The sequence below is a fragment of the Pseudomonas sp. Irchel s3b5 genome, assembly GCF_900187435.1.
In the GTDB taxonomy this organism is placed as follows: domain Bacteria; phylum Pseudomonadota; class Gammaproteobacteria; order Pseudomonadales; family Pseudomonadaceae; genus Aquipseudomonas.
Window position 1 is genome coordinate 14194 of the sequence record NZ_FYDY01000011.1, and the last position, 25127, is coordinate 39320.

Consider the following 25127-nt stretch of genomic DNA (forward strand, 5'->3'; position numbering starts at 1 on the left):
CTCGGATTTTTCGTCTATCCGGGCGTCATAAGCCTGCGTTAGTCTGACCGTTCATTGCTGTCTGCCGAGCTTTCCATGCCTGACCTGCTAGACCGCTACCCGCTGACGGCGGGCACCTATCACGAACTGCTCGACGACAGCGGCGCTGTGCGCCCGCACTGGCGCCGGCTGTTCGACCAATTGCAGCGCAGCACACCGGCGCAACTGGTGCAGCGTCAGGCATTGTTGACCCGGCAGATTCAGGAAAACGGTGTCACTTACAACGTCTATGCCGATCCCAAGGGCGCAGACCGGTCGTGGGAACTGGATCTGCTGCCCCATGTGATTGCGGCTGATGAGTGGCAGCAATTGTCTGCGGGCATTGCTCAGCGAGGGCGATTGCTCAATGCGGTTCTGGCAGATCTGTATGGCCCGCAACGGCTGATCGCCGAAGGGCTGTTACCGGCCGAACTGGTGTTCGGGCACAACAACTTCCTCTGGCCCTGTCAGGGTGTAAAACCGCCTGACGGGGCCTTTCTGCATCTGTATGCCGTGGATCTGGCGCGCACACCTGATGGACGTTGGTGGGTGACCGCGGACCGCACGCAAGCGCCGTCCGGTGCGGGGTATGCGCTGGAAAACCGCACCATCGTGTCCCGGGCGTTTCCCGAGTTGTACCGTGATTTGAAGGTGCAGCATCTCGCTGGATTTTTCCGCACGCTCCAGGAAACCCTGGCCCGGCAGGCGCCGTGTGGTGATGAGGCACCCTTGGTGGTGTTGCTGACGCCGGGGCGCTTCAATGAAAGCTATTTTGAACATTTGTACCTGGCTCGCCAGCTCGGCTATCCGCTGGTGGAAGGTGGTGACCTGACGGTTCGCGATGCCACGGTCTACCTGAAAACGTTGAGTGGCCTGCGCCGTGTGCACGCCGTCATGCGTCGGCTGGATGACGATTTCTGCGACCCGCTGGAGCTGCGTACCGACTCGGCCCTCGGCGTGCCGGGCCTGCTTGAAGCCGTGCGGCAGGGGCGGGTGCTGGTGGCCAATGCCCTCGGTAGCGGCGTGCTGGAGTCGCCGGGGTTGTTGGGTTTTTTGCCGAGGATCAATCAATTCCTGTTCGGCGAAGACCTGATTCTGCCGTCCATCGCGACCTGGTGGTGCGGCGAAGCGCCGGTGCTGGCCGAGGCGTTGGAAAAACTCCCCGAATTGTTGATCAAACCGGCGTTTCCCTCCCAGAGCTTCGCTCCGGTGTTCGGCCGTGATTTGAGTGAAAAGCAGCGCCAGGAGCTCGCCGAGCGCATGCAGGCACGACCTTATGCCTATGTTGCGCAAGAACTCGCGCAATTGTCGCAAGCGCCGATCTGGCAGGCTGACGACGGTCAGCTGCAACCCCGGGCGATCGGCATGCGCGTGTATGCGGTGGCGAGTCGCGAGGGCTATCGGGTTCTGCCGGGCGGTTTGACCCGGGTGGCCGCCGAAGCGGATGCCGAAGTGGTGTCCATGCAGCGCGGTGGTGCGAGCAAAGACACTTGGGTGCTGGGTGATCGCCCACCCAGCGGTGAGCAGTGGAAGGCGCAACGCAACATCGGCGTGCACGACCTGGTGCGACGGGATCCGTATCTGCCCTCTCGGGTGGTGGAAAACCTGTTCTGGTTCGGACGTTATTGTGAGCGTTGCGACGACAGCGCCCGATTGCTGCGCATCATGCTCGCCCGTTATGTCGATGGTGATGACCCGCAGGCCTTGCAGGCAGCGGTCGATCTGGGCGAACGCCTGATGTTGTTGCCGGATGAAGGCGAACTTCCGGAACGACTGCTGGCCGCGCTGCTGGGTGATGACTGGCCGTTCAGCCTGCGTTCCAACCTGCAGCGCTTGCAATGGGCGGCTTCGCAGGTGCGCGGCAAGCTTTCCCGGGAAAACTGGCAGGCACTGGTGGAGTTACAGCGCGAGGCCATGGAACTGGAAACTGAAGAGCCTGACTTCGGCGAGCTGTTGGACTTTCTCAACCGCTTGGTGATGTCCCTCGCGGCGCTGTCCGGTTTTGCCCTGGATGACATGACTCGCGACGAAGGCTGGCGATTCCTGATAATTGGCCGGCGAATAGAACGCCTGCAATTTCTCAGCGGCAGTCTGGCGGCGTTCCTGCGGGGAACCGAGACGTTTGATCAAGTCGGGCTGGAATGGCTGCTGGAACTGGGGAACAGCAGCATCACCTACCGTTCACGGTATCTGGCGGTGGCGCAATTGATCCCGGTGCTCGACCTGTTGCTGCTCGACGAACAGAACCCCCACGCCGTGTTGTTTCAGTTGAAACTGGTGACCCGGACCGTCAAACGCCTGAACGACGACTTTGGCGCCCCGCGTGAAACGGGGCTGCGGCAACTGGTGGAGCGTCTGGCGCGGTTCGACCTGAGTTGTCTGGAGCATTCGCTGTTCGGTGACGCCAGCGTTCGCGCCGCCATCGAGGGGCTGGCCGGGCTGCTGCAAGAAATCGCCGACGCCAGCAGCCAGGTCTCGGATCGCCTCGCGCTGCGGCATTTTGCCCACGTCGATGATGTCAGCCAGCGCACGGTGTCCGTCTGATGAGTGCCCGCTACCAGATTTTCCACGACACCCACTATCACTACGACAGTCCGGTGTCCCTTGCCCAGCAACTGGCCCATCTGTGGCCACGTGATTGTGCGTGGCAGCGCTGCACCGACCGGCAATTGCAGATCAGCCCCGAGCCGACGTCGCGTCGCGATGAGCTGGATGTCTTCGGTAACCCGCTGACACGGCTGGCATTCGAGCGGCCTCATGATGAATTGCTGGTCAATGCGAGCCTCACGATCGAAGTGCTTCCCCGGCCGGTGCTGGATTTCAACCGGTCTGCGGCATGGGAAGACACCCGCAGCGCATTGACCTACAACAGCCAACCTTTGTCGCCCGAACGGATCGAAGCGTGCCGTTATCGGTTCGAATCACCGTATGTGCATTTGAAGCGCAACTTCGTCGAGTTTTCCGAGAGCTGTTTCCCGGCGGGGCGGCCGCTGCTGCTGGGCGTTCAGGCCTTGATGGAGAAAATCTTCAGCGAATTCACCTTCGATGCCGAAGCGACTCAGGTGGCGACGCCGCTGGTAGAAGTGCTGGAGCGTCGGCGCGGGGTCTGTCAGGACTTTGCTCACCTGATGCTCGCCTGCGTGCGTTCTCGTGGTTTGGCGGCGCGGTACATCAGCGGTTACTTGCTGACTCAGCCACCGCCGGGGCAACCACGCTTGATTGGCGCTGATGCGTCCCATGCCTGGGTGTCGGTGTTTTGCCCAGAGTTGGGCTGGGTGGACTTCGATCCGACCAACAACGTGCAGCCAGCGCTGGAGCACATCACTTTGGCGTGGGGGCGGGATTTTTCCGATGTGTCGCCGTTGCGGGGGGTGATTCTGGGCGGGGGCAACCATGACCCGGAAGTACGCGTCACCGTGATGCCTATTGAATAAGCACGCCCCTCGTAGGAGCAGCCTTCGGCAGCTCCTACAGGGTCGGCAGCAAAACCGCCGACCCTGGACACAGATCCGGTGGGCCTGATCAGGTTATCGGGTCCGGAGGGTCTCAGGCGTCGGGCGCCTGATCTTTCGGTGCATCAACATCATCTTCTGCGGCTACTTCACCCTCAGGGTTCAGTTCCGTCTCTTCAGCTGTAGCTTTCTTGCGCTGAAGCTTTTCCTCTTTCTTCTGCTCCTTGGCCAAGTCTCTCTGACGTTTGGCGAAGGAATAATTAGGTTTAGCCATGGGCGATCCTCTGGGGTCGAAGGTGAGGTTGAGCGGCGCATATTCTGCCCTGTATCGGGGCCGAGCCGTTAGCTGGGTTTTTGCTCGGCCCATTTAGGCGCTACGCAAGGTTGCCAGGCATCCAGTGCGTCGAGCAGGGTTTGCGGCGATTCGCTCATTTGCAGCATGTCACGGTGCTGCCCGCGAACGAAGCCTTCGCCGACGATATGATCGAGAAAAGACGTCAACTTGTCGTAGAAACCGTTCACCTCGAGCAAACCCAGCGGTTTACCGTGGTAGCCGAGTTGGCCCCAGGTCCAGACTTCGAACAATTCTTCCAGCGTTCCCAGGCCACCGGGCAGGGCGATGAAGGCGTCGCTGAGTTCAGCCATCCGCGCTTTGCGTGCGTGCATGCCATCGACCACTTCCAGGCGAGTCAGGCCGCTGTGGCCGATTTCCTTGTCCTTGAGGCTTTGCGGGATGATGCCGATCACTTCACCACCGGCCGCCAGGGCCGCATCGGCGACGATGCCCATCAGCCCCACGGCGCCGCCGCCATACACCAGGGTCAGCTTGCGTTCGGCCAAGGCCTGGCCCAGGGCAATGGCGGCTTCACGATAAGCCGGGTTGGTGCCGGTACTGGCACCGCAAAATACACAAACGGACGCTAAAGACATGCCTTACTCCATGCTCGATCAGGGCCACAGAGTAAAGGCAGGCGCGCGACGCTCCAAGGGCTAAACTTCGAAATCGGGTGTTTCGTACGAACCGCTGGCGCCACAGGCATAGGCGGCCAGCAAACTGCACAACAGGCTATTGATGGACATGACAGACGCTCCGCTAAGTGATGACGGTCTGATCATAGGGCCGGGCTAGACGCTTGGCTGGTAGATTGTTTCGATGGGCGCCATAGCCCGAAAGTTGTATACAATTTTTGATTCAAGTCATATGAACTTGCGAGCTTTTCAGGCAGTCTTCTGTCCATTCACGTTTTCGTTAACCCTGCCTTGGAGATTCACCATGTTTGCCAAACTTGTTGCGGTATCCCTGTTGACACTGGCCAGCAGCCAACTGATGGCTGCCGAGTGCAAGACCACCGTTGACTCCACCGATCAAATGTCCTTCAACACCAAGGCCATTGAAATCGACAAGAGCTGCAAGACGTTCACCGTCGAACTGACCCACTCCGGCAGCCTGCCGAAAAACGTCATGGGTCATAACTGGGTACTGAGCAAAGAAGCCGACATGCAGCCGATCGCTACTGACGGCCTGAGCGCCGGCATCGACAAGAACTACCTGAAAGAAGGCGACACCCGCGTGATCGCCCACACCAAGGTCATCGGCGCCAAGGAAACCGATTCGGTGACCTTCGACGTGTCGAAGCTCGCGGCCGGTGAAAAGTACGGGTTCTTCTGCTCGTTCCCGGGCCACATCTCGATGATGAAAGGCACGGTTACCCTGAAGTAATCAGGCACACGCGTCATCGTTCATCGCTGGCAAGCCAGCTCCCACAGGTTTTGTGAACGACACAAATCACTGTAGGAGCTGGCTTGCCAGCGAATGGGCCAAAAGCATCAATGCATGTGTTGGCCAAAGAAAAAGCCCGCTGAAGCTCAACACTTCAGCGGGCTTTTTCATTCATTCACGCCTCAAGGCGCAAAGGGCATCACACGTTTGTGGCGCGTCTTGTTGAACGTGTCGACGATGATCTTGAACGCTTCCTCGCGCACCGGTTCGCCGTGCAGGAAGGCATCGATCTCGGCGTAGGTCACGCCATGGGATGCTTCGTCCGGTTTGCCGGGGGACAGGTCTTCAAGGTCGGCGGTCGGGATTTTTTCCACCAGCGATTCTGGCGCACCGAAACTGCGGGCAATCGCGCGGACCTGGTTTTTCACCAGACCACTCAGTGGTGCCAGGTCGCAGGCGCCATCACCGAACTTGGTGAAGAATCCCATCACCGCTTCCGCCGCATGATCGGTGCCGATCACCAGACCGTGGGCCGCGCCGGCGATGGTGTACTGGGCGACCATGCGCATCCGCGCCTTGGTGTTGCCAAGTACGAAATCCACCGAGACCGCATGCTTGCCTTCAAACGCGGCCACTTCATTGGCCAGGGATTTGACGGCCGGGCCGATGTTCACCGTGTGGCGCTCGTCCGGTTTGATGAAATCCACCGATGCCTGGGCGTCGTGTTCATCGAATTGGGTTTCGTAGGGCAGGCGCACGGCAATGAACTTGTAGCCGTCTTCGCCCGTGCGTTGGCGCAATTCACGCATGGCACGTTGGGCCAGCAGGCCGGCGGTCAGGGAGTCGACGCCGCCACTGATGCCCAGCACCAGGGTTTTCAGCCCGGAATTGACCAGGCAATCCTGGATGAAAGTCACTCGCCGGGCGACTTCGGCCTCAAGGGCGGCCTCATTGGCGAACGGCGGTTGGACCTTGAGCTGCTCAGCAATCTCACGCTGTACGGCTTGCATGAATTCACTCCTTGCTTGATGGACTGGAAAGGGCGGCAGGAACCTGGAAAACGTGTCGCAAGTAAGCGACGAAATTCGGGTCTTTGCAGTGGGTCTTGCCGGGCTCGTCGGAGATCTTCGCCACCGGTTGGCCGTTGCAGGCGGTCATTTTAAGCACGATGCTCATCGGTTCGACACCCGGAATGTCACACGTCAGGTTGGTGCCGATGCCGAAGCTGACATTGATCCGGCCGCGCAGCGCCCGGAATATCTCCAAAGCCCTGGGCAGGGTCAGGCTGTCGGAGAATGTCAGCGTCTTGCTCATCGGGTCGATGCCGAGCCGGTGGTAGTGAGCGATGGCTTTTTCCGCCCAAATCACCGGATCACCGGAGTCATGGCGCAAGCCGTCGAAGAGCTTGGCGAAAAACAGATCGAAATCGCCGAGGAAAGCATCGCTGGTGATGCAGTCGGTCAGGGCAATCCCCAGCAGACCCCGGTACTCACGGACCCAGCAATCGAGGGCGGCAATCTGGCTGTCGATCAGCCGTGGGCCGAGTTGCTGGTGGGCCATGATCCACTCATGGGCCATGGTGCCCAGCGGTTTCATGTCCAGTTCCCGCGACAAATGCACATTGCTGGTGCCGACGAAACGGCCCGGGAAATCATGCTTGAGCACGTTCACCACTTCTTCCTGAACGCGGTACGAAAAGCGACGGCGCGTGCCGAAATCGGCTACCTGCAATTCCGCCAATTCGTCAGTGCTGGCGTTGGCGCTCAGCCAGTCGAACTTGCGATAGAGCTGTTCGCGGGCCTGTTCCAGGACGATTTCACGGTAGCGATAGCGGTTGCGCACCTCGCTGACCATTGCCAGCAGCGGTACTTCGAACAGGATCACATGTAACCAGGGGCCCCGCAGGCGGATAAACAACTCGCCGTTCTCGATGCCGGTGTGGATATAGCGCAGGTTGAAGCGAAACAGTCCGAGAAAGCGCAGGAAGTCCGGTTTGAGGAAGCTGATGCGCTCCAGAAAACTCAACTGGTCGGCGCTCAGGCTCAGCTCGGCGAGACGTTCGATCTGAAAACGGATCTCCGCCAGGTACGGGCGCAGATCCTCACTGTTACGGCAACGAAACTCCCATTCGACTTCTACGTTCGGGTAGTTGTGCAGCACCGCCTGCATCATCGTCAGTTTGTAGAAATCGGTGTCGAGCAGGTTCTGCACGATGCGATCGGCAAACACACTCTCGCTCATAACGGGAATCTCCAGCGTTGCAGCGGTATTGATCAGTGGCGCTAGTGGCGCATATCCCAGACAGGGATTACCAGCATTTTTTCGACAAGCGCAGACCCTTGTAGGAGCTGGCTTGCCAGCGAAGAGGCCGGCACATCCAATATGAATGTCGATTGAAAGACCGCCTTCGCTTGCAAGCCAGCTCCTACAAGGCGATGGCGCCCATCAGGTTGCTTCCGGGCTATCGATCTGCTCCAACATCCACTTCACAAAATCCCGCACCTTGGGCACTTCCGCCGAGTGCTCCGGGTAGGCCAGGTAATACGCATCGCTGCTGGACATTGCATGCTGCCAGGGAATGACCAGTTTGCCGTCGGCCAGTTCCTCTTCCACCAGAAACCGCGGCAGCAACGCCACGCCGCAGCCGACCTGAGCGGCACGGATGCACATATAAAAGGTTTCGAAACGCGGGCCGTGGTAGCTGTGCTCGGTGTGGTAGCCCTGATGTTCGAACCAGTCGTGCCAGGCCTGGGGGCGTGAGGCGTTTTGCAGCAGTACCAGGTCGGCCAGTTGCGTCGGATCGGTGAATGGCGTGTCCGGCAAACTGCCCGGGGCGCACACCGGCACCAGTTCTTCGCCGAACAGTTTCAGGCATTCGGTGCCCGGTCGTGAGCCCTGGCCGAAGTAGAACGCCAGATCGCTGCGCCCTTGCAGCAGATCATCGGCCTCCTGCTCGCTGCACAGGTCCAAGTGAATCGACGGATGACGCAGGCGCCAGCCTTTCAAGCGAGGCACCAGCCAGCGTGCGCCGAAGGTCGGTGGCGTCGAGACGCGCAGGACTTCCGTCTCGCCGCCGTAGGAACGCAGGTAATGGGTCGACATCTCGACTTGTGTGAGGATTTTTCGTACTTCCACCAGATACAAATCCCCGGCCGGGGTCATTTGCAGGCGACGGCGTACCCGGCGAAACAGCAGGTGTTGTAGCAGCTCTTCGAGTTGCGCAACCTGCTTGCTGACCGCGCTCTGCGTCAGGTTCAGTTCTTCGGCGGCCCGGGTGAAACTCAAATGTCGGGTCACGGCTTCGAAACACTGCAACGCAGCAATCGATGGCAAGTAGCGTTTATTGAGCATGGGCGGTCCTTTGTTCTTGTCTCTTTATTGCCAGCAATGCACAGCATGAATAAACGGAATGATATCTCTCTTAAAGGTCGTTTGTTGAGTAACCTCCGGGAGGCTAAAACTACAGGTCTGATCAGCCGTGATTTTCCGGCTGCACCTGTTCCGTTTTTTGCTTGAGGAGTGACCCATGGTTGCCGCATTGCTTGATCGTCTTGGTGTGAACCCTGCCCTGTACCAGAACGGCAAAGTGCCGGTGCATTCGCCGATCGATGGCAGCAGGATCGCCGCCGTGAACTGGGAAGGCGCCGCTGAAGTCGAGCAGCACATCAGTCGCGCAGATCATGCGTTCGAACTGTGGCGCAAGGTTCCGGCACCGCGCCGTGGTGAACTGGTGCGGCAACTGGGTGACATCCTGCGTGAATACAAGGCCGACCTCGGCGAACTGGTGTCCTGGGAAGCTGGCAAGATCACCCAGGAAGGTCTGGGCGAAGTTCAGGAAATGATCGACATCTGTGACTTCGCCGTCGGCCTGTCCCGCCAGTTGTACGGTTTGACGATTGCTTCCGAGCGTCCTGGCCACCATATGCGTGAAACCTGGCATCCGCTGGGTGTCGTCGGCGTGATCAGCGCGTTCAACTTCCCGGTCGCGGTCTGGGCGTGGAACGCCACGCTGGCGCTGGTCTGCGGCAACCCGGTGATCTGGAAACCGTCGGAAAAGACCCCGCTGACCGCGCTCGCATGCCAGGCATTGTTCGACCGTGTTCTGAAGAATTTCAGCGACGCACCGCCTCACCTGAGCCAGGTGATCATCGGTGGTCGCGACGCCGGTGAAGCGTTGGTCGATGACCCGCGTGTCGCGCTGGTCAGCGCCACCGGCAGTACCCGCATGGGCCGTGAAGTGGCGCCGAAAATCGCCGCGCGTTTCGCCCGCAGCATCCTCGAACTGGGCGGCAACAACGCGATGATCCTCGGCCCAAGCGCCGATCTGGACATGGCCGTTCGCGCCATTCTGTTCAGCGCCGTCGGCACCGCCGGCCAGCGTTGCACCACCCTGCGCCGCTTGATTGCCCATGAGTCGGTGAAGGAAGAAATCGTCACCCGCCTCAAAGCCGCTTACTCCAAAGTGCGCATCGGTCATCCGCTGGAGGGCAACCTGATCGGCCCGCTGATCGACAAACAAAGCTTCGACAACATGCAGGACGCACTCGAGCAGGCACTGAGCGAAGGCGGCCGGGTGTTCGGCGGCAAGCGTCAGATGGAAGACAAGTTCCCGAACGCCTATTACGTATCGCCAGCCATCGTCGAAATGCCGGAGCAGAGCGATGTGGTCTGCCACGAAACCTTCGCACCGATTCTGTACGTGATCGGCTACAGCGATTTCCAGGAAGCCCTGCGCCTGAACAACGCCGTGCCACAAGGCCTGTCGTCGTGCATCTTCACCACCGACGTGCGTGAAGCCGAGCAGTTCATGTCGGCCGTGGGCAGCGATTGCGGCATCGCCAACGTCAACATCGGCCCGAGCGGTGCGGAAATCGGTGGTGCGTTCGGCGGTGAAAAAGAAACCGGTGGCGGCCGTGAATCGGGCTCCGACGCATGGCGCGGCTACATGCGTCGCCAGACCAACACCGTGAACTACTCGCTGGAGTTGCCGTTGGCGCAGGGCATCACATTTGACTAAATACATCCTTTGAACCCATGAAGATCACTGTGGGAGCGGGCTTGCCCGCGATAGCAATCTGTCAGTCACGTAAATGTTGAATGTGCTGACGCTATCGCGGGCAAGCCCGCTCCTACAGGTAAATGGTGTGTTGGTTAGGTTTCTGTTGGAGTCTGGCAATGCCGTTACGCGAAGAGTGTCTGTGGGAAAAACTGACGCCGCAAAGGCCTGACAATGCGGCGCTCAAGGGTGAAGTGACAGTGGATGTCTGCGTCATCGGTGCCGGTTTCACCGGGCTGTCGGCGGCGGTGCATTTGCTGGAACAGGGCAAGACAGTGTGTGTGCTGGAGGCCCATCGCGCCGGCCATGGCGGATCGGGACGCAATGTCGGGCTGGTCAACGCCGGGATGTGGATTCCCCCGGACGACATCGAGGCCGGATTCGGTGAGGCGGTGGGCAGTCAGCTCAACCGCATGCTGGGCGCGGCACCCTCCCTGGTGTTCAGCCTTGTGGATAAGTACAACATCGACTGCCAGTTGCGTCGCGAAGGCACGCTGCACATGGCGCATAACGCCCGCGGCGAAGCCGACTTGCGCAGTCGTGAAGAACAATGGAAACGTCGCGGCGCGCCGGTGGAGCTACTGACCGGCCAGGCGTGCGAGCAAGCGACGGGCACCAAAAAGATCGCCGCAGCATTGCTGGATCGCCGTGCCGGTACGCTCAATCCGATGGCCTACACCACGGGGCTGGCCAACGCGGCCATCGGCCTCGGCGGTCAATTGTTCGATCATTCCCCTGTCACCCGACTCGAACGCCAGGGCCAGCGCTGGTCGGTGCAGACCGCCCAGGGTTCGGTCATGGCCGAGAAAGTGGTCATTGCGTCCAACGCCTACACCGAAGGCGACTGGACGGAACTGCGCCGCAATTTCTTCCCGGGTTATTACTATCAGGTCGCTTCGGTGCCGCTGACCGAAGACGCAGCTCAGCAAATTCTCCCCGGGGGCCAAGGCTCGTGGGACACCCGGCAGGTCCTGAGCAGTATTCGTCGAGACAGGGACGGTCGTCTGCTGCTTGGCAGTCTCGGTAATGGCAACCAGAAACCGGCCTGGTTTCTCAAAGCCTGGGCCGATCGGGTTCAGCAACACTATTTCCCGTACCTCAAACCGGTTGAATGGGAATGCACCTGGACCGGTTGCATCGCATTCACGCCCGATCATTTGATGCGCCTGTTCGAGCCGGCGCCCGGTTTAGTGGCAGTCACCGGTTACAACGGCCGGGGCGTGACCACGGGGACAGTGGTCGGCAAAGCCTTTGCCGATTATTTGTGTAATGGAAATCCTCAGGCGCTCCCCATTCCCTTTGCCCCCATGCAGCCATTGGCCGGCGTGGGGTTGCGCAGCTGTCTGTACGAGGCGGGATTTTCGCTGTATCACGCGGGCCAGTGCTTGCGGATCGTCATTTGAATGTTGAAATTTGTTGCTGAAAGCGGCGCTTTTTCGTTCAACAGCTAGCCTGTAGTGGTGCGGGTTGTAGCAGTCCCGCACCAGCAGTGTGCACTTCGGTGACGAACGGTGTTACAGGCTGGTTGCACGATGTTTGGTGCCGCGGTTGCAATGATGGCGCATGAGGGTTGCGCCTAAAAAAATATCAGGTTTTACCTTCCGCGGTTTAGACGGTTGCACACCCAATGAAAATGGGACCGAAACAGTCGAAAAAACAATAAGGCAGCGACTTTTTTCAGAATAAAAAACCGATGGCACGGCCCTTGCTCTGAGCATTCAGTGAAGTCGCAGTGCCAATTAAAAAAAACCATGGAGCACCACCTCATGTCCCAGACGTTTTACAAGAAAGGTTTTCTGGCCCTCGCAGTGGCAACTGCGCTGGGTGTTTCTGCGTTTGCTCAGGCTGACATCAAGATCGGCGTAGCGGGACCAATGACTGGCGCCAACGCGGCATTTGGTGAACAGTACATGAAGGGTGCACAAGCGGCGGCCGATGCGGTCAACGCAGCGGGCGGCGTCAACGGGGAAAAAATCGTCCTGGTCAAGGGCGATGACGCCTGCGAACCGAAACAGGCTGTGACGGTTGCCAAAGACCTGACCAACCAGAAAGTCGCCGGCGTGGTCGGTCACTTCTGCTCCTCGTCGACCATCCCGGCCTCCGAGATCTATGACGAAGCGGGCATCATCGCGATCACTCCAGGTTCCACCAACCCACAGGTTACCGAGCGCGGCCTGAGTGCCATGTTCCGCATGTGCGGTCGTGACGACCAGCAAGGCATCGTGGCCGGTGACTACATCGTCGACATGCTCAAGGGCAAAAAGGTTGTCGTGCTGCACGACAAAGACACCTACGGCCAAGGCCTGGCGGATGCCACCAAGGCTCAACTGGTCAAGCGCGGCGTGACGCCGGTGCTGTATGAAGGCCTGACCCGCGGCGAGAAAGACTTCAGTGCCGTCGTGACCAAGATCCGTGCGGCCGGTGCCGATGTCGTCTACTTCGGCGGCCTGCACCCAGAAGCGGGTCCACTGGTTAAACAACTGCGTACCGAAGGCCTGAAAGACGTGAAATTCATGTCCGACGACGGCATCGTGACCGACGAACTGGTGACCACCGCTGGCGGCCCGCAATACGTTGACGGCGTGCTGATGACCTTCGGCGCCGACCCACGCATGCTGCCAGACAGCAAGACTGTCGTAGACGCATTCCGCAAGGCTGGCACCGAGCCTGAAGGCTACACCCTGTATGCCTACGCTTCGGTCCAGACCCTGGCCGCTGCCTTCAATGGCGCCAAGTCCAACAAGGGCGAAGACGCTGCTGCCTGGCTGAAGAAAAACCCGGTCAAGACCGTTATGGGCGAGAAGACCTGGGACAGCAAGGGCGACCTGAAAGTGTCCGACTACGTGGTTTACCAGTGGGACGCAACCGGCAAATACCACCAGCTGGAAAAACAGAAGTAAGGGCTGACCCGATCAGGGCTCCCCGATGAACCTTTTGTCGGAGCCGGCTTGCTGGCGAAGGCGGACTTGCAGGCGACATGTTTGTCGACTGTTCAATCGCTATCGCTGGCAAGCCAGCTCCTACAGGGGCCGGTGAGCGCTGCCTGTTCGTGTCTGACATTGCTCCGACGTATATCTGTATTTTCCTTAGAAGAACCGCACCCCCACAGGAGTGCAGGTTCTCATTGCGTGAGATTGCGTTATGGATGGTATTTTCCTGCAGCAACTGGTCAACGGCCTGACCCTCGGGTCGGTCTATGGCCTGATCGCCATCGGCTACACAATGGTCTATGGCATCATCGGCATGATCAACTTCGCCCACGGCGAGGTTTACATGATTTCCGCTTACCTCGCGGCGATCAGTCTGGCTCTGCTGGCATACTTCGGTATTGAATCCTTCCCTCTGCTGATGCTTGGCACACTGATCTTCACCATCGTCGTCACGGCGGTGTATGGCTGGGTCATCGAGCGTGTCGCCTACAAACCCCTGCGTAACTCCACCCGACTGGCACCCTTGATCAGCGCCATCGGTATTTCGCTGATCCTGCAAAACTATGCGCAGATCGCTCAGGGCGCCCGCCAACAAGGCGTACCGACCCTGCTGACCGGTGCATGGCGCGTCGATGTCGGAAGCGGCTTCGTCCAGCTCACCTACACCAAAATCTTCATCCTGGTCGCCGCATTTGCCGGGATGGCCCTGCTGACCTACGTCATCAAGTACACCAAGCTCGGCCGTATGTGCCGCGCGACCCAACAAGACCGCAAGATGGCTTCGATCCTCGGGATCAACACCGACCGGGTGATTTCCTATGTGTTCATCATCGGTGCAGCGATGGCGGCCCTGGCCGGCGTACTGATCACCATGAACTACGGCACTTTCGACTTCTACGCGGGCTTCGTCATCGGCATCAAGGCCTTCACCGCGGCGGTACTCGGCGGGATCGGCTCGCTGCCTGGCGCCATGCTCGGCGGGATCATCCTCGGGATTTCCGAGTCGCTGTTCTCCGGTCTGGTCAACTCGGACTACAAAGACGTCTTCAGCTTCTCGCTGCTGGTTCTCGTTCTGGTCTTTCGGCCCCAAGGCCTGCTCGGCCGTCCTCTTGTGTCGAAGGTGTAAGCGATGTCTTCAACCACTAAAAAAACCATTGATGTCAAAAAAAGCCTGGTTGACGCGATTCTTGCCGGTCTCATTGCCCTGATCGTGTTCGGGCCGATTGTCGGCGTCGTGCTCGATGGCTACGGCTTCAACCTGGAAACTTCGCGGGTGGCATGGATCATTGCCATCGTCATGGCGGGGCGTTTTGCCTTGAGCCTGTTTCTGCAAACCCCCAAAGGCCTGAGAATCCTCGAGGGGTTTGAAACCACCGGTTCCGGCGTTCATGTGCTGCCGCCCGACTACAAAACCCGACTGCGCTGGATCATCCCGCTGATCATTGTGATTGCCGTGGTGTTTCCGTTTTTCTCCAACTCCTATCTGTTGGGCGTGGTCATCCTCGGTTTGATCTACGTGCTGCTGGGCCTGGGGCTGAACATTGTGGTCGGGCTGGCCGGCCTGCTTGACCTGGGTTATGTGGCGTTCTACGCCATTGGTGCCTACGGCCTGGCGCTCGGTTACCAGTACCTGGGGCTGGGCTTCTGGACGGTGCTGCCATTGGCGGCGATCACCGCTGGCCTCGCCGGGTGCATCCTCGGTTTTCCGGTGCTGCGTCTGCACGGCGACTATCTGGCGATCGTGACCCTGGGCTTCGGTGAAATCATCCGCTTGATCCTCAACAACTGGCTGTCGCTGACCGGTGGTCCGAACGGCATGCCGGCGCCACTGCCAACGTTCTTCGGCCTGGAGTTCGGCAAGCGGGCGAAGGATGGCGGGGTACCGTTTCACGAGTTCTTTGGCATCGCCTACAACCCGGACGTGAAGTACTACTTCATCTACGCGGTGTTGTTCCTGGTGGTATTGGCCGTGCTGTACATCAAGCATCGTCTGGTCAAGATGCCAGTCGGTCGCGCCTGGGAAGCCCTGCGTGAAGACGAAATCGCCTGCCGCTCCATGGGCCTGAACCACGTGCTGGTCAAACTCTCGGCGTTCACCATCGGTGCATCGACTGCAGGCCTTGCCGGCGTGTTCTTTGCGACCTACCAGGGTTTCGTCAACCCGACCTCGTTTACCTTCTTCGAATCGGCCCTGATCCTCGCCATTGTGGTGCTGGGCGGTATGGGTTCGACCATCGGCGTGGTGATTGCGGCGTTCGTGCTGACCGTCGCCCCTGAACTGCTGCGCGGCTTCGCCGAATACCGCGTGTTGCTGTTCGGCATCCTGATGGTGTTGATGATGATCTGGCGACCGCGCGGCCTGATTCGGATCAGCCGTACCGGTGTGACACCGCGTAAAGGAGTAGCGCCATGAGCGAAGTCGTACTCTCGGTAGAGAAGCTGATGATGCACTTCGGCGGCATCAAGGCGTTGAACGATGTCAGCCTGAAAGTCGAACGCAATTCGATCTTCGCCTTGATCGGCCCCAACGGTGCTGGCAAAACCACGGTGTTCAACTGCCTGACCGGGTTCTACAAGGCCTCGGGCGGCAAGATTGAGCTCAACGTGCGGGGCGAGCAGACCAACGTCATCCAACTGCTGGGCGAATCGTTCAAACCGACCGACTTCGTCTCGCCGAAATCCTTTGCCAGTCGCCTGTACTACAAAATGTTCGGCGGCACCCACCTGGTCAACCGCGCAGGCCTGGCACGTACCTTCCAGAACATTCGCCTGTTCAAGGAAATGTCGGTGCTGGAAAACCTGCTGGTGGCGCAACACATGTGGGTCAACCGCAGCATGCTCGCCGGTATCCTCAACACCAAGGGTTATCGCAAGGCTGAAAGCGATGCACTGGACCACGCGTTCTACTGGCTGGAAGTGGTGGACCTGGTGGACTGCGCCAACCGTCTGGCCGGTGAGCTGTCCTACGGTCAGCAACGTCGTCTGGAAATCGCCCGGGCCATGTGCACCCGTCCGCAGATCATCTGCCTCGACGAGCCGGCTGCCGGCCTCAACCCTCAGGAAACCGAAGCGCTGAGCGCGATGATCCGGCTGCTGCGCGACGAGCACGATCTGACCGTGGTGCTGATCGAACACGACATGGGCATGGTAATGAGCATTTCCGACCACATCGTGGTGCTGGACCACGGCATCGTCATCGCCGAGGGTGGACCCGATGCGATTCGTAACGATCCGAAAGTGATTGCGGCCTACCTGGGCGCCGATGAAGAGGAAGTGGTGCTATGAGCCAACCCATCCTCGAACTCAAGGAACTGGATGTGTTCTACGGGCCGATCCAGGCCCTGAAAGGTGTCTCGCTGCACATCAACGAAGGGGAAACCGTCAGCCTGATCGGCTCCAACGGTGCCGGCAAGTCGACCCTGCTGATGTCGATCTTCGGCCAGCCAAGGGCAGCGGACGGGCAGATCCTCTATCAGGGTGTGGACATCACTCACAAGTCGTCGCACTACATTGCTTCCAACGGCATCGCGCAATCGCCGGAAGGGCGGCGGGTGTTCCCCGACATGACCGTCGAGGAAAACCTGCTGATGGGTACCATCCCTATCGGCGACAAGTACGCCAAGGAAGACATGCAGCGCATGTTCGAGTTGTTTCCGCGGCTCGAAGAACGGCGTACCCAGCGTGCGATGACCATGTCCGGCGGCGAGCAGCAAATGCTCGCCATCGCCCGTGCCCTGATGAGCCGACCCAAGTTGCTGCTGCTTGACGAGCCCAGCCTGGGCCTGGCGCCAATCGTGGTGAAGCAGATCTTCGCGACCCTGCGGGAACTGGCCAAGACTGGCATGACCATCTTCCTGGTGGAGCAGAACGCCAACCACGCCCTGCGGCTGTCTGACCGGGCGTATGTGATGGTTAACGGCGAAATCCGCATGACGGGCACTGGCAAGGAACTGTTGGTCAACGAGGATGTGCGTAGCGCTTATCTCGGCGGGCATTGAGTTTTGTTGTTATGCACAAGCCCCGGCACGCAATCGCCGGGGCTTTTTTACATCTCCCAAACACCGCAATCCCCTGTAGGAGCGAGCCTGCTCGCGAAGATCCCCAGGACAACGCGTTTATCCAGAGTGCTCGCGTTTTCGTTGACGCCCATCGCGAGCAGGCTCGCTCCTACAGGGGTTGTGGTATGCCCGATGGAAATTGTGGAAAACATTATTCCAAAGCTCCCAAAGCGCGACATAAAGCCGCTGCAAATACCTGTTTTGTCACGGTTTTGACTTGTCCCCGTTTGCTGTGGAACCGGCTGTGAATAACGTGGGAGTAGCTGGCTGGAGGCCTTTTAAACCGCGGCTTGCAGAGGTGTGGTTGTTTTTTGCTCAGCTGTTTTTGCTCAGCTTTCAAGTCGCTTTGTCAACCTTTTTGTTCGGGGTGAAAATGCATGGAATTGACGTGTGCAAGCCTGTGGATAAGTCTGTGATTAAACTCTGGAAAGAGTCGGCTGAAGGCCGTGGTTACTGGCTTGGCGCCATCGCCGGTTTGACCCGTCAGTCATGAAAATGGCCAAGGGCTGCACGGCAGGTGGTTGAGGGTCAAGCAAAAAAGTTTCAAAACTTCGCGCAAAGCCTTGTGGATAGCGGCTTGCAGCTTTTCCACTTGCCCCCAAAGACTGTGGACCGGCCTGTGGATAACGTGCGCGCACATGGCTGTAGGCCAAGCGGGTCAAGGGCTTGCCGGGATTGAGCGTTTTTTGAACAGTTTGAGCGGTGGTTGCCGCTGTGAACAAGGCCGGGCATGCTGCCTGCTGAATTTCTATTTCAATGGCTGGCGATCAGCCGATGCAAGGAGAACACGATGTCCGACACCCTGTTTATTACCGGCGCGACGTCCGGTTTTGGTGAAGCCTGTGCCCGTCGTTTTGCCGAGGCCGGCTGGAAACTGGTGCTGACTGGCCGTCGTGAAGAGCGCCTCAATGCACTGTGCGCCGAGTTGTCGAAGCAGACCGAGGTCCATGGTCTGGTGCTCGATGTGCGTGATCGCAAGGCCATGGAGGAAGCGATCGGCAATCTGCCGCCGTCCTTTGCCAAGCTACGCGGACTTATCAACAACGCCGGCCTGGCGTTGGGTGCCGACCCGGCACCGAAATGTGATCTGGACGATTGGGACACCATGGTCGATACCAACGTCAAAGGCCTGATGTACAGCACCCGCCTGCTGTTGCCACGCCTGATCGCCCACGGTCGTGGCGCCGGTATCGTCAACCTGGGCTCCATTGCCGGCAATTATCCCTACCCGGGCAGCCACGTGTATGGCGCGACCAAGGCGTTCGTCAAACAGTTCTCCCTGAGCCTGCGCTGCGACCTGCAAGGCACGGGCGTACGGGTCAGCAACATCGAGCCGGGCCTGTGCGAAAGCGAGTTCTCGCTGGTGCGCTTTGCCGGTGACCAGGAGCGCTACAACGCGACCTACGCCGGTGCCGAGCCGATTCAGCCGCAGGACATCGCCGACACCATCTTCTGGGTGCTCAACGCTCCGGCGCACATCAACATCAACAGCCTGGAACTGATGCCGGTCAGCCAGACCTGGGCCGGGTTTGCCATCGATCGAAAGTCTTAAGACCCAGTGATGGCTATCGCGAGCAAGCTCGCTCCCACAAAGGATCTGCGAACACCGAGAACCGATGTGGAAGCGAGCCTGCTCGCGAAGGGGACGGACCAGATACGCTGGACTTCAGCTAGACTCCTCTTCCAATAATCTCGCCGCATCGTGCGGTCTAGAGGTGTTCGAGGAGAACAAGTGCGCAATCGAGAAGAGCAGCTACTGCTCAAACAATCGACGTTCCTGATGCTCCTGGTGACATTCGCCGGAATCATTACCGGTTTTGTTTCAGGTTCCCAATCGATCCTGTTCGATGGTTTCTTTTCGTTGATCGCCGCCTTCATCAAGGTGTTGATGCTGCTCACCGCCCGGCTGATCGCCAAGGAAAGCAATCAGCGCTTCCAGTTCGGCTCCTGGCACCTGGAACCCATGGTGCTGGTGATCGAAGGCTGTTTCATCTTCCTGGTGGCCGTTTACGCGTTTCTCAACGGTGTGTTCGGCATCATCAATGGAGGCCGCGAGGTCGAGCTCGGTCTGGTGATCCTCTACGCGGCGGTGTTCACCGTCGTTGAGCTGATTTACTTCTTCTACGTCCGCCATCGCAATCGCACGCTCAACTCATCGCTGATCCAGTTCGACAACATCAGTTGGCTGGTGGACGCGATGCTGTCGGCGGGACTGCTGGTGAGTTTCCTTATCGCACTGCTGCTCAAAACGCAGGGTTTCGACAAGTGGGCGGTGTATGTCGACCCGATGATCCTGATTCTGCTGGCCTTGGGCATGCTTCCCCCAGCCTTCAAAATCCTCGCTCCGGCCTTACGCGATGTGTTGGGGATCGTCCCGGATCAACTGGACGACAAGGTGCGTCAGGTGATGGAGGTGGCCAAGGTCGAGCATGGTTTCGACGACTACATTTCCTACGTGCAGAAACACGGGCGGGCCTGTTTTATCGAGATTCACATCGTGTTGCCGAAGGATTACTGGCTGGACGGTGTGGGACAACTGGACAGTTTGCGCGAGGAAATATCCACAAACCTCGGTGAGCCGGACGCCGCACGCTGGCTGACGATCAGTTTTACCGGGGATCGCAAGTGGATTGAGTGAAGGTCAGGCGAGGTAGTCGGCCAATCCGCGATAACACGTCGCCAGGTGATACGGCGTGGTGGACGGCATGTCGCGTCGGCTGACTTCACCGCGCTCATCACGACATTCATACCAGCCACCGGCATGCAGGCAGCGCTGCTGCAACGCCTGCAATTGATGCAGCACCGCCGCGTCGCTGTTCGGGCACAGCGTTAGTGCGCGCAGGTACTCGGCCTGAGCCCAGATGCGCTGCGTCGCGTCCCGAGTGCCGCCGTCCGGCCCCAGGGCGAGCATGGCTCGCACGGCACCGGTCTGCTGATCGACACCCAGTTGCTCGGTAAATGCGAAAGCGCGCTCCAGAGCGTCATGCAGTTTCGAGCTGCGCAACAGGTCGGACGATGCCAGCAAGAAGTACCACTCGAACTGGTGGCCTGGCTCGAACCAGTTATCCACAGACCCCAGCGGTTTCTCCATCAACACGCCATGTTGCGTATCGACGAAGCGTGCCTGCATGGCTGTGCATAACTCGACGAGCGCCAGTTGCACGGCAAGGTCTTCACGTACTGACAGGGTGGCGAGAAAGGCTTCGGCCAAGTGCATCAACGGGTTCTGCAGGGGGCCGCTGTCGAGCGATGACCAGTCACGGTCTAGCGTGGCTTCGTACAGGCCGTCGCCTGTGGCAAAGCGTTGCGCGATCACTTCCAGTGAAGCGTTGAGTACCGATTCCACCAGCGGCTCACGGACCTTGGCCCAGTAATGGGCGCAGGCGAACAGGATGAACGCGTGGGTGTAGAGGTCTTTACGCTGATCCAGCGGCGCACCCTGCGGATCGATGCTGTAGAACCAGCCACCGTGCTCGGCGTCGTGGAAGTGTCGCTGCAAGGAACGGAACAATGCGGCGGCACGCTCTTCGGCGCCCGGCACCTGGCCGATCAAGCTGGCAAACAGATACAGCTGCCGCGCACAGGCCATGGCCCGGTAGCGCTGGGCAGGCAACGGTTGATGCCCTGCGTCGAGCGCCTCATAGGGCAACGCCAGGTCGGCATTCCAGCCCGGGCCTTGCCAAAGCGGCACGATGACGTCCAGAAAGTGCTGTTGCACCGAGGCGAACAGGGCGGTCAATTCAGGCTGGGAGGCGGTGCGGGAAACAGGCGGCATGGGCTGGCGTCGTCACGGCAGGGTTGATTGCGCGACATGTTAGCAGAGAGGCCGGCCCGACGGATCCTCGTAGGAGATGCTGCAGGCTGCGATCTTTTGATGTTGATTTTGAATGCAAGATCAAAAGATCGCAGCCTGCGGCAGCTCCTACAGGGAGGGGGGTTAGCCCGCCAGCAACCACGCGCCGGTCGCCGCCGAAGCCCCGCCGGCCAGTCGGATCAGTGGTGCCGCTGCTTGCGGCAACACCCGCACCACGGCATAACCCGCCGCGTGCAACGCTGCTGTGGCCGCGACAAAACCAGCGGCATAAGCCCAGGGGCTCGACATGTCCGGCAGTTCCAGCCCATGAGCTACACCGTGGAACAGCGCAAACAACGCTGTCGCCATAACCGCCATCACCAATGGCGGCCGCACCGCCAGCGCAACCGCCAGACCGAGCGCCAACACCGACGCGGCAATCCCGCTTTCCAGCGCCGGCAGGTTCAATCCTTCAAACCCGAGCATTCCTCCCAGCAACATCGTACCGACGAAGGTGCACGGCAGCGCCCAGCGTGCGGCGCCTTGTTGCTGCGCCGCCCACAGGCCGACTGCGAGCATCGCCAGCAAGTGATCAAGCCCGCCAATCGGATGGCCGATGCCGGCGATCAAACCGTTATCGCCATGCCCCGGGTGGGCGAAGGCAATGGCCGGGGTCAGCAAAAGCGTCAGAGCGCCGAGCATGCATTTGAGTGTCATTGATAAGCTTCCTTGTTGATAAGTCGTCATCAGGCAGCGGTCAGCAAACCCTGGCGTTCGATGAAGGCGATGATTTCATCAAGACCCTGGCCGGTTTTTTGATTGCTGAACACAAACGGCTTGCCGTTGCGCATGCGTTTCGTGTCGCTGTCCATCATCGTCAGCGAAGCGCCCACCAACGGTGCGAGGTCGATTTTGTTGATCACCAGCAGGTCGGATTTGCAGATGCCAGGGCCGCCCTTGCGCGGCAGCTTGTCGCCGGCCGAAACGTCGATCACGTAGATGGTCAGGTCGGACAGTTCGGGGCTGAAGGTCGCCGACAGGTTGTCGCCACCGGACTCCACCAGAATCAGGTCCAGGCCCGGAAAGCGGCGGTTCAGTTGATCCACGGCTTCGAGGTTGATCGAGGCGTCTTCGCGGATCGCCGTGTGCGGACAGCCACCGGTTTCCACGCCGATGATGCGTTCCGGCGCGAGGGCTTCGTTGCGCACCAGAAAGTCGGCGTCTTCGCGGGTGTAGATGTCGTTGGTCACGACGGCCAGGTTGTAACGTTCGCGCAGGGCCAGGCACAGGGCCAGGGTCAGGGCGGTTTTACCGGAGCCGACCGGGCCGCCGATGCCGACGCGCAGAGGTTGTGCGTTCATGTGATTCTCCAAGATAAAAGGCCCTAGGAACGGAACAGACGGCTGTACTGGCGCTCGTGGGCCATACACGCCAGGGACAGGCCGAATGCGGCGCTGCCGTAATGATCGGGATCGATTTGAGTCGCGCTCTGTTGCGCTTGTTGAAGCAACGGCAACAGCTCGCTGGTCAGGCGTTGGGCAGCTTGCTGACCCAGCGGCAGGGTTTTCATCAGCACCGCCAATTGGTTTTCCAGCCAGCTCCAGAGCCACGCAGCCAAGGCGTCTTGCGGGCTGATCTGCCAGGCGCGGGCGGCCAACGCCCAGCCCAGAGCCAGATGCGGCTCGGGGCGTTGATCGAGAAAGGCGCGGGCGGGAGCGTCCAGTTCCGGCAAACCGTTGAGCAGTTGCTGCAACGAGTAGCCCATCTGCCGGCTTTCCTGATGCAACTCGCGGGTTTCACGGCTGGCGCGGTGTTGCTCACAGCGTTGCAGCAACTCGTCCCAGTTTTCCTCATGCGCCGCAACGCAATGGGCAAGTAACAACGGCGCCTCGAAGCGCGCCAGGTTCAGTAACAACTGATCGCTGATCCAGCGCCTGGCACTGTCGGGATCGTGCACACGGCCGTTATCGACCGCCATTTCCAGGCCTTGGGAATAGCTGTAGCCGCCAATCGGCAATTGCGGACTGGCCAGGCGCAGCAGGGCCCAGGCCGGATTCATGTGCGCACGCCGAACTGGTGCAGTTTCGGCGCGTAGTTGAAATCTTCATCGCCATGACGCGAATGGTGATGGCCGCCGCCGTAGGCACCGTGCTCCGGCTGGAACGGTGCTTCCATGTTCTCGGCGCGGGCGCCCAGTTGTTCGAGCATGGCCTTGAGCACGTAGTCGTCGAGCAGACGCAACCAGCCATCGCCGACTTGCAGGGCGACATGGCGGTTGCCCAGGTGATAGGCGGCGCGGGTCAGTTCGAACGCGTTGGCGCAGGTGACGTGCAGCAATTGTTCGGGACGGGCGCAAACGCGGACGATACGCCCGTCTTCGGCTTGCAGGCATTCGCCGTCATACAGCGGCGGCTGACCGCGCTCCAGAAACAACCCGACGTCTTCGCCCTCGGCACTGAAACAGCGCAAACGGCTTTTGCTGCGGGCTTCGAACGTGAGGTGCAGTTCGGCGGCCCAGACGGGTTGAGGGTTGATTCTGCGGTGAATCACCAGCATCGGAAGGCTTCCAGCAATGGACAATGCTGAGGCTAGAGCAAGGGGCTTGCCAATCGGGGAGATGTGTAGGAAATGCCTGTCGGAGGTGTAGGGCGAGAGGCGGTGCGACGAAATCGTGGCAGAAGTTGGTGCGTCATTTCTGGTTTGCGCACCAAGTTGAAGCGACACGGTTAATTGTAGGAGCGAGCTTGCTCGCGATAGCAGTGTAACGGTCACATCGAGGGTGAATTGCATGCCCTCATCGCGAGCAAGCTTGCTCCTACAAGGATTTCATCCACAGAAACTACTCGGTGCTGCCGAGCCCTTGCCAGTGCTTCAGACCGATAAAGATGAAGCGCAGTTGCTGGGTGATTTTCGCCTGGGGCGTCAGATGCTCAGGCAGCGCTTCGGCCGGTGGATCAATGATGTCCGGCAGGGTGGCGAACACGCTTTTGACGATCAGGTCGGCCATGACGTTCAGGCCGGCGATGTCCAGGTGTTGCAGTTTCGGCATCAGCGACAAATCGGCGGCGAGGTCCGAACTGATGTCTTCGCGCAAACGGCCAATCGCCTTGCGCACCGGCAACGAGCCGCCGTACTGCTCACGGGCGAGAAACAGGAACTGCGAACGGTTGGCGCTGACCACGTCGAGAAAGATCCGCACCGAAGCGTCGATGATGCCGCCCATCACGAACTCGTTGTGACGCACCAGGCGAATGGTTTCGCGAAAGGTCTGGCCGACTTCGCTGACCAATACCAGGCCCAGCTCATCCATGTCGGCGAAATGCCGGTAGAAACCGGTGGGTACGATGCCGGCGGTTTTCGCCACTTCGCGCAGGCTCAGGCTGCCGAATCCTCGGCCGCCGTCCATCAAGCGCCGGGCAGCGTCCATCAGGGCGTTACGGGTCTGTTGTTTCTGTTCGGCGCGGGGCAGCATCGCAAGGTGTTTTCTGGACAGGGACAGCGGCGCACTCTAGCAAATCGGCTTTGTCGGCGTCGAACGACTATCGAGGGGATCAAGCGGGGAAGTGCTGCGTCTGTTATCTGGATCGCTATAAAGTCAAAAGCCCAATCCGTTGATTGGGCTTTTTTTCTGAGCGGCCATGGGGCTTAGCTCAGAGCGCTGTTGCGTTCGATCACACGATCACCACCGCCTTCAGCGAGTGTTTGACCTTGTGGAGTGCGGTCCGAGCCATCAGCTGCAAGGGTCTGGCCTTGTGGGGTGCGATCCGAGCCGTCCTGAGTGATCAGGCCTTTTTCTTTCAGGCGATCGTTACCGCCTTCTGCCAGGGTTTGGCCTTGTGGGGTACGGTCCGAACCATCAGCGGCAACGGTTTGGCTGAATACCGAGTGGCTGGCTTTTACTTGCGGGGTCGCCTGGTCAGCGGCCGGAAGAGCGAAAGCGGTGCTGGCCAGCATCGAGAGGGTAAGGCTTAACAGTAATTGGCGTTTCATGATTGTTTTGCTCCAGGGGAGTGCGAGAAAGTGGGTACGAGGGCAATGCTACTCTCGATAAATCGATATAAAAGTTCATAAACGCAATGGTAATAATCAACGGAATTGAT

The 25127-nt window shown here is 59.6% G+C and carries 25 protein-coding genes; 13 read left to right on the forward strand and 12 right to left on the reverse strand.

What is annotated here, in order from left to right; translation table 11 throughout:
* Window positions 1–75 precede the first annotated feature (75 nt).
* Complete coding sequence (locus CKW15_RS14135; RefSeq protein WP_095056355.1) at window positions 76–2562, forward strand: circularly permuted type 2 ATP-grasp protein; 2487 nt, start codon at window positions 76–78, stop codon at window positions 2560–2562.
* Window positions 2562–3452, forward strand: a complete 891-nt coding sequence (locus CKW15_RS14140; RefSeq protein ID WP_095152257.1) for a transglutaminase family protein — start codon at window positions 2562–2564, stop codon at window positions 3450–3452. Before CKW15_RS14135 ends, CKW15_RS14140 begins: the two co-directional genes overlap by 1 nt.
* 112 nt (window positions 3453–3564) lie before the next feature.
* Here CKW15_RS14140 and CKW15_RS14145 read toward each other — a convergent pair whose 3' ends face one another.
* Window positions 3565–3744, reverse strand: a complete 180-nt coding sequence (locus CKW15_RS14145; RefSeq protein ID WP_095056353.1) for a hypothetical protein — start codon at window positions 3742–3744, stop codon at window positions 3565–3567.
* A 68-nt stretch (window positions 3745–3812) separates the two neighbouring features.
* Window positions 3813–4400 (reverse strand): TIGR00730 family Rossman fold protein, encoded by a 588-nt coding sequence (locus CKW15_RS14150; protein ID WP_095056352.1) that lies wholly within the window; start codon window positions 4398–4400, stop codon window positions 3813–3815.
* A gap of 343 nt (window positions 4401–4743) precedes the next feature.
* Between CKW15_RS14150 and azu the strand changes: the two genes are divergently transcribed.
* On the forward strand, window positions 4744–5190 hold the full coding sequence (gene azu / locus CKW15_RS14155) for an azurin (RefSeq protein WP_095056351.1): 447 nt from the start codon (window positions 4744–4746) through the stop codon (window positions 5188–5190).
* A 182-nt stretch (window positions 5191–5372) separates the two neighbouring features.
* Here the strand turns inward: azu and nadE are convergent, their stop codons facing one another.
* The 3 genes from nadE to CKW15_RS14170 all read right to left on the reverse strand — a co-directional run bounded on the left by nadE (window position 5373) and on the right by CKW15_RS14170 (window position 8541).
* Window positions 5373–6200 carry an ammonia-dependent NAD(+) synthetase gene (gene nadE, locus CKW15_RS14160; protein WP_095152258.1) on the reverse strand — a complete coding sequence of 276 codons (828 nt, stop codon included), beginning with the start codon at window positions 6198–6200 and terminating at the stop codon, window positions 5373–5375.
* A 4-nt stretch (window positions 6201–6204) separates the two neighbouring features.
* A complete protein-coding gene (gene pncB / locus CKW15_RS14165; RefSeq protein WP_095152259.1) occupies window positions 6205–7431 on the reverse strand; it encodes a nicotinate phosphoribosyltransferase in 1227 nt (408 codons plus the stop codon).
* Window positions 7432–7635: 204 nt separating this feature from the next.
* Entirely contained in the window at window positions 7636–8541 is a 906-nt protein-coding gene (locus CKW15_RS14170; RefSeq protein WP_095056348.1) for a LysR family transcriptional regulator, read from the reverse strand.
* A gap of 175 nt (window positions 8542–8716) precedes the next feature.
* On the opposite strand from CKW15_RS14170, the gene CKW15_RS14175 reads away from it, so the two are divergent.
* The 10 genes from CKW15_RS14175 (at window position 8717) to CKW15_RS14220 (ending at window position 19872) form a co-directional block, all read left to right on the forward strand.
* Window positions 8717–10207, forward strand: coding sequence for an aldehyde dehydrogenase family protein (locus tag CKW15_RS14175; protein WP_095152260.1), 1491 nt, complete (start codon window positions 8717–8719; stop codon window positions 10205–10207).
* Between the two features lie 158 nt (window positions 10208–10365).
* Entirely contained in the window at window positions 10366–11649 is a 1284-nt protein-coding gene (locus tag CKW15_RS14180) for an FAD-binding oxidoreductase (RefSeq protein WP_095152261.1), read from the forward strand.
* Window positions 11650–12012: 363 nt separating this feature from the next.
* Complete coding sequence (locus CKW15_RS14185; RefSeq protein ID WP_095056345.1) at window positions 12013–13146, forward strand: branched-chain amino acid ABC transporter substrate-binding protein; 1134 nt, start codon at window positions 12013–12015, stop codon at window positions 13144–13146.
* Window positions 13147–13387: 241 nt separating this feature from the next.
* Window positions 13388–14302, forward strand: a complete 915-nt coding sequence (locus CKW15_RS14190; protein ID WP_095056344.1) for a branched-chain amino acid ABC transporter permease LivH — start codon at window positions 13388–13390, stop codon at window positions 14300–14302.
* Window positions 14303–14305: 3 nt separating this feature from the next.
* Window positions 14306–15589, forward strand: a complete 1284-nt coding sequence (gene livM, locus CKW15_RS14195; protein WP_095056343.1) for a high-affinity branched-chain amino acid ABC transporter permease LivM — start codon at window positions 14306–14308, stop codon at window positions 15587–15589.
* On the forward strand, window positions 15586–16461 hold the full coding sequence (locus CKW15_RS14200) for an ABC transporter ATP-binding protein (protein WP_095056342.1): 876 nt from the start codon (window positions 15586–15588) through the stop codon (window positions 16459–16461). The genes livM and CKW15_RS14200 overlap by 4 nt, the downstream gene beginning before the upstream one ends.
* Window positions 16458–17174 (forward strand): ABC transporter ATP-binding protein, encoded by a 717-nt coding sequence (locus CKW15_RS14205; protein ID WP_095056341.1) that lies wholly within the window; start codon window positions 16458–16460, stop codon window positions 17172–17174. The genes CKW15_RS14200 and CKW15_RS14205 overlap by 4 nt, the downstream gene beginning before the upstream one ends.
* Window positions 17175–17478: 304 nt before the next feature.
* Complete coding sequence (locus CKW15_RS14210) at window positions 17479–17727, forward strand: hypothetical protein (protein ID WP_095152262.1); 249 nt, start codon at window positions 17479–17481, stop codon at window positions 17725–17727.
* Between the two features lie 297 nt (window positions 17728–18024).
* A complete protein-coding gene (locus CKW15_RS14215) occupies window positions 18025–18786 on the forward strand; it encodes an SDR family oxidoreductase (RefSeq protein ID WP_095056339.1) in 762 nt (253 codons plus the stop codon).
* Window positions 18787–18966: 180 nt separating this feature from the next.
* Window positions 18967–19872: a cation diffusion facilitator family transporter gene (locus CKW15_RS14220; RefSeq protein ID WP_095056338.1), complete on the forward strand. Its 906-nt coding sequence runs from the start codon at window positions 18967–18969 to the stop codon at window positions 19870–19872.
* Between the two features lie 3 nt (window positions 19873–19875).
* Here CKW15_RS14220 and CKW15_RS14225 read toward each other — a convergent pair whose 3' ends face one another.
* The 7 genes from CKW15_RS14225 to CKW15_RS14255 all read right to left on the reverse strand — a co-directional run bounded on the left by CKW15_RS14225 (window position 19876) and on the right by CKW15_RS14255 (window position 25017).
* Window positions 19876–21009 (reverse strand): AGE family epimerase/isomerase, encoded by a 1134-nt coding sequence (locus CKW15_RS14225; protein WP_095152263.1) that lies wholly within the window; start codon window positions 21007–21009, stop codon window positions 19876–19878.
* 162 nt (window positions 21010–21171) lie between these two features.
* Window positions 21172–21744, reverse strand: coding sequence for a HupE/UreJ family protein (locus CKW15_RS14230; protein ID WP_095152264.1), 573 nt, complete (start codon window positions 21742–21744; stop codon window positions 21172–21174).
* 29 nt (window positions 21745–21773) lie between these two features.
* Window positions 21774–22388 carry an urease accessory protein UreG gene (ureG, locus tag CKW15_RS14235; RefSeq protein ID WP_095152265.1) on the reverse strand — a complete coding sequence of 205 codons (615 nt, stop codon included), beginning with the start codon at window positions 22386–22388 and terminating at the stop codon, window positions 21774–21776.
* 23 nt (window positions 22389–22411) lie between these two features.
* Window positions 22412–23086: an urease accessory protein UreF gene (locus CKW15_RS14240; protein WP_095152266.1), complete on the reverse strand. Its 675-nt coding sequence runs from the start codon at window positions 23084–23086 to the stop codon at window positions 22412–22414.
* Entirely contained in the window at window positions 23083–23583 is a 501-nt protein-coding gene (gene ureE, locus CKW15_RS14245) for an urease accessory protein UreE (protein WP_095056333.1), read from the reverse strand. The genes CKW15_RS14240 and ureE overlap by 4 nt, the downstream gene beginning before the upstream one ends.
* A gap of 283 nt (window positions 23584–23866) precedes the next feature.
* Window positions 23867–24499 carry a TetR family transcriptional regulator gene (locus CKW15_RS14250; protein WP_095056332.1) on the reverse strand — a complete coding sequence of 211 codons (633 nt, stop codon included), beginning with the start codon at window positions 24497–24499 and terminating at the stop codon, window positions 23867–23869.
* A 173-nt stretch (window positions 24500–24672) separates the two neighbouring features.
* A complete protein-coding gene (locus CKW15_RS14255; protein WP_095152267.1) occupies window positions 24673–25017 on the reverse strand; it encodes a hypothetical protein in 345 nt (114 codons plus the stop codon).
* Between the last annotated feature and the right edge of the window lie 110 nt (window positions 25018–25127).